Annotated in this window: 4 protein-coding genes; 3 read left to right on the forward strand and 1 reads right to left on the reverse strand. The window is 58.7% G+C overall.

Annotation, left to right across the window (positions count from 1 at the left end; all coding sequences use genetic code 11):
* From H5U08_RS10595 to H5U08_RS10605, 3 genes are all read left to right on the forward strand, one after another.
* Nucleotides 1-1,432, forward strand: a 1,432-nt coding sequence (locus tag H5U08_RS10595) for a hypothetical protein (protein ID WP_297032822.1), incomplete at its 5' end; no start/stop codon positions are given.
* A 323-nt stretch (nucleotides 1,433-1,755) separates the two neighbouring features.
* Entirely contained in the window at nucleotides 1,756-2,247 is a 492-nt protein-coding gene (locus tag H5U08_RS10600) for an ATP-binding protein (protein WP_297032823.1), read from the forward strand.
* Nucleotides 2,248-2,790: 543 nt separating this feature from the next.
* A complete protein-coding gene (locus H5U08_RS10605) occupies nucleotides 2,791-3,132 on the forward strand; it encodes a tetratricopeptide repeat protein (protein WP_297032825.1) in 342 nt (113 codons plus the stop codon).
* A 56-nt stretch (nucleotides 3,133-3,188) separates the two neighbouring features.
* Here H5U08_RS10605 and metG read toward each other — a convergent pair.
* Nucleotides 3,189-4,628 (reverse strand): methionine--tRNA ligase subunit beta (gene metG, locus H5U08_RS10610; RefSeq protein ID WP_297032826.1); only part of this gene is annotated, 1,440 nt, incomplete at its 5' end.

The following is a 4,628-nucleotide window of genomic DNA, read 5'->3' on the forward strand; positions in this document are numbered from 1 at the left end:
AATTGGAGGGACGCTCATCGCGCTGGCCAGTTTGCTGGTCATTCATGCACTCCGGAATGTTGTGTCGGCAGAAGTTCGTCTGGGGGTGGTTTGGTTAGTGTTTTTTGCCTGGCACGGTCTGATTTTCTTGCCGAGTGGGAGCGACTCCTTCCAACGAGCGCTCCGCGAGGGATTGCTTCTGGGAACGAGCATCTACTTTGGCGGCGCCTTGTTCTTCATTCCTGAAATTTTCAATCTCCCCATGCAAACAGTTTGGGGGACATGTCTGTGGACGATCGGCATCTGGGGCGTGGCTTTTCTCTTGAAGGACATCCTTCTGTTGCAGAGTTTGCTGATTTCGGGTCTTCTCCTGACGGCTTTGACCGAGTCAAACGTCCGGGTCGATTTACTGCGATTGGGGTCTTACAGCTCACTCGTCACCCATGCTTTTGTGGTTATTCTCGCGATGATTGTCCTAACATCTCTTCTGTGGCTGGCGTGGAAGCGGAAGAATCAACTCGCCATTCTCTGCTCTATGGGCGCACTTGCCCTGTGGTTTCTGCTGGCCGTACCGCGCGAATTGACAGGCGAGTGGGAGAGCTGCACGTTCGCCATGACGGCCGCCGTTGGGGCCGTCCTGTGGCTTTGCGGAGAAGTCCTCCCCGCAGGTGCCATTGTGGCCGAGGGCTGCATGATCGGGGGCGGGCTGCTGTCGCTCATCGGCTGGGGATTCCTGAACTCTCGAGAGGTGTACCGCTATGAAGCGACTCCCGCCATCAGCCCGTTTGGGACCTTTTTGGTTGTGTTGCGGACGTCGATTATCATTATCGTAACGATCGCGCTCCTCGCTGCTGCGTGGAGACAAGTGCGGCGACGCCAGGACACCACGGCGGTGCGGCGGGAGTTGCTGGGACGCACGGCCTTACCAGTGATTTGCATCCTTTTGAGTCTTCTCATCTGGCTGTGCCAGTATTTTGGCATACTGGCGGGAGGATCGCTTTCCGTGGAGAAAATGGGTGCGCTCTTGTTGGCGGTCGGTGGAATCGGCGTGCTGGCGGTTGGAAACGTTGTGCAAGGATTGAACCGTGGCAGGATATCCCAGGCCGGCGTGGGATTGTTTGCTTTCCTGGTCGGGATCTCCGTGTGGTGGTCGAACTTTTTCGGGTATTCGGAGCTGGCGGGAGCCGGCCTATTTGCGGCAGCGGGCCTGGCTCTGGTCGGGGGTGCGCTCTATTGGATGCGGAGGCGATCGCGGGCAAAGTTCCAGACAGAACCCTCCGCGGAATTGGCCTCCTCTGAGGGAGAATCAGACAGCACCGGGTATTTGATGGCGTCTGCCGAGAGGCGCACGATACGAGTCGGACATCTGGTCGTGTTGCTCCTCCAGACGACGATTTTGGGCGCGGTCATGTGGGCGACTTTTTTGAACTGGTTACCCTGGACGCGCTCATGATAGGCTGGTCGCCAGTGCACGCGCGCCACAAAACGCGACAAAAAAGGAGAAGGCGTTTTCTGTCTCCCCACAACCACCGGCTTGGCGGCTTGGCGCGAAACTGTCCCGCATGCCACGGTTGACAGCGCATGGCGACTTCGGAAGGGGCTTGGCCTATGTGCTTGCTGGCCAGACACCCACGCACATGGAGCCGGGCAGCGAACAACCGGTGGTTTGGACGTGCTCTGGCGGGGCTGTGGTGCGTAGACTATATTAGCGGGCTTTGGGGAGTGGGGGAGATGTATCCATAATGACGATTTCGATAGCAGAAGAACGCGGCCCGAATGATGGCCTCCGCCGATACCCCTGATCGGAGCGAACAGATCGTGATTGCGAGCACATGCGAGGATGCGCAGCGCGTGATCGGGCGGATTCTTGACGAACTGCGTCGGGCTGGTTGGCACCAGGACGACATCTTCGCTGTCCACCTCGCCCTGGAAGAATCCCTCAGCAATGCGATCAAACACGGCAATCGAGGGGATCCTCGCAAGAAGGTGACGATCAGTTACCGTCTCTATCCCCACAAAATAGACCTTCAGGTGGCGGACGAGGGCCAAGGATTTGATCCTGCGGCTGTGCCCGACCCCACCTTGCCGGAGAATCTCAACTCCACGAGCGGCCGTGGGCTTTGCCTCATTCGAGGGTTCATGGATCGGGTGGGTTTCCAGGAAAGAGGGCGGGTCATCTGGATGGAGCGCTATCGGCACCATGGAATATCCGGAGGAGCGGCGGCAGAGGGCTGTCCAACGAAAAACGGCTCACGCCCGGCGTGTTAAGATGCCGACAGTTCGGGGTACCAACTTCTCTTTGGATTAGCAGATTCTCGGAGGGACCTTTTCCGGAGGGACGTGCTTGTCACGTCCGTCTTCCGGAGGGACCTGCTTGTCAGGTCCGATCAACACCGCTCGATGGCCCATTCCCTCTCCCCGGGCACGACAAGCGTGCCCCTCCGAACCTTGCACTCCATATTCGGAGAGACCCGCTCGTCACGTCCGTTTCTCAACGCCGGAAATATCCATTTCGTCTTCGTCGTGTCGGGCAGGACAGGCGTGCCCCTCCCACGTGGCCCTGGCCTCGAGGCTGCTCAGCTCATACACTTAAACATTCGCGCGTTGCGAAGGGCTTGATCAAAACGGCATCACCCGCGCGGGGATTGTGGCGAATCCAAAGACGGCATTGGGGAGGAAGCGAACGCGAAAGTGACCCGGCGGTATACAATGGGAACAGATGTCAATGGACGCCGGGAGCAAGGCGATCATCACAGGGCTTGAAGGATTTTTCCGGTTGATTGGACAACGCACATACAACTGTGGAGGAGAATGATGGTCAGTGTGGATGAAATGTACGATCAGGCGATTGAGCTTCAGCAGAAAGGTGATCTGGACGGAGCCATTCAGAAGCTCCATGAACTGCTGGAAACGGACCCCAATTACGCGCTCGCGCATGCGGCCCTGAGTGTTTTCTACAGCAAACGCGAAGAACATGAGAAGGCTGTGGAGCATGCCCGCAAGGTCTGCGAGCTGGAACCCGAAGACCCCTTCAGTTTTGTAGCGCTGAGTTTGATCTGCCAGAAGGCGGGCTTGATCGCAGAGGCGGAAGAAGCCATGTGGCATGCCCGACAGGCTCAGGTGGCCGCCATTCAAAAACGTCACGCGCAGTGAGCGGCGGGCTGTGAAGCGGGGTCGGGGTGCCGAGCGTCCGGCGGGCTGGGTAGAGATCAGTGAACGCGATGGCCGGGCTTGGCGCCCTCGTCGGGCGCGAGCAGGAACACCTGATCATCCCCTGTTCCGGCCGCCAGAATCATCCCCTCGCTGACCCCGAACCGCATCTTCCGCGGTGCGAGATTGGCTACCAGGATCACCAACCGCCCCACGAGGCTCTCCGGCTTGTAAGCCTTTTTGATTCCTGCGAAAACAGTACGTGTGACATCCCCGCCCAAACCGAGGGTGAGCTTGAGGAGCTTGTCCGCGCCGGGGACTTCTTCCGCAGCAAGGACCCGCGCCACGCGGAGATCGATCTTCGTGAAATCCTCGATGGTGATGGTGTTCTCCAGCAGCGGCTCCTGCCGGAGGGGTTCATCGGAATCCTGACCAGTGGATGGGGAGGCTTTCGTCCCTGCTGACGCCTTCGCGCTTTCATCTTCCTCGCGGCTTTCCTCGATCACCGCGCTGAGCTTTTCCCGAGGCACCCGCTGCATCATGTGTTTGAAGGGGGCTACAATCCGGCCGAGCACGGGTTGCTGGGCCTGTGCCCAGGAAACGATCGGATCGCCGAACAACTCGCCGGTCTGCCGCGCCAGCCGCGGCAACACCGGGGCAAGATAGATGACCAGTTGCCGGAAGAGGTTGAGGCCGATGGTGCAGACATCCTGAAGCTCTTTCTGCCGGGCGGGGTCTTTCTTGAGATTCCACGGCGCCATGCGATCGACGAACTGGTTGGCCCGATCACCAGCCGCCAGGATGATCCGGATAGCGCGGGCAAAGTCGCACTGTTCGTAGGCTTCTGCGATGGCGTCGCCGTCCGCGGCTGCCTGGGCAAAGAGGCCGCCATCTTCCGGATAGGTGGCAGAGAGGGGGGAGCCTTCGATGAGCCGGGCACAGCGGCTAGCCAGATTGACGATATTTCCCACCAGGTCCTTGTTCACCCGATTGACGAATTCTTCAAAGTTGAGGTCGAGGTCCTCCACCCGCGAGGTCAGCTTGGCCGCGTAGTAATACCGCAAGTAAGACGGATCGAGATGGCGGAGATAGGTTTCCGCCTTGATGAACGTTCCCTTCGATTTGGACATCTTCTCACCATTGACGGTGAGAAAGCCGTGGATGTGAATTTTCCGCGGGAGATTGAAACCGGCCACTTTCAGCATGGCCGGCCAGAAGAGACAGTGAAAATAAGTGATGTCTTTTCCAATAAAGTGGTGGATTTCCGTCTCGGGATTGCGCCACCACGTTTCCAGATCCTCTCCCACCCGATTACACCACTGCTTGGTAGAACCGACGTAGCCGATCGGGGCATCGAACCACACGTACCAGTAGTTGCCGGGGCTGTCGGGAATCTCAAATCCGAAATAAGGGGCGGGGCGGGAAATGTCCCAGTCGCGCAGTGGTTCGCTGAGGAAATGCGCTTTGAGAGAGTTGGCGATTTCCGGCTGGAGGTGGTC

This window comes from Thermogutta sp., from assembly GCF_014359955.1.
Classification (GTDB): Bacteria; Planctomycetota; Planctomycetia; order Pirellulales; family Thermoguttaceae; genus Thermogutta.

Excerpts from the sequence above, each read along its gene's own strand:
- H5U08_RS10600 (WP_297032823.1), top strand. The coding sequence starts at position 1,756 with ATGATGGCCTCCGCCGATACCCCTGATCGGAGCGAACAGATCGTGATT.
- H5U08_RS10605 (WP_297032825.1), top strand. The coding sequence starts at position 2,791 with ATGATGGTCAGTGTGGATGAAATGTACGATCAGGCGATTGAGCTTCAG.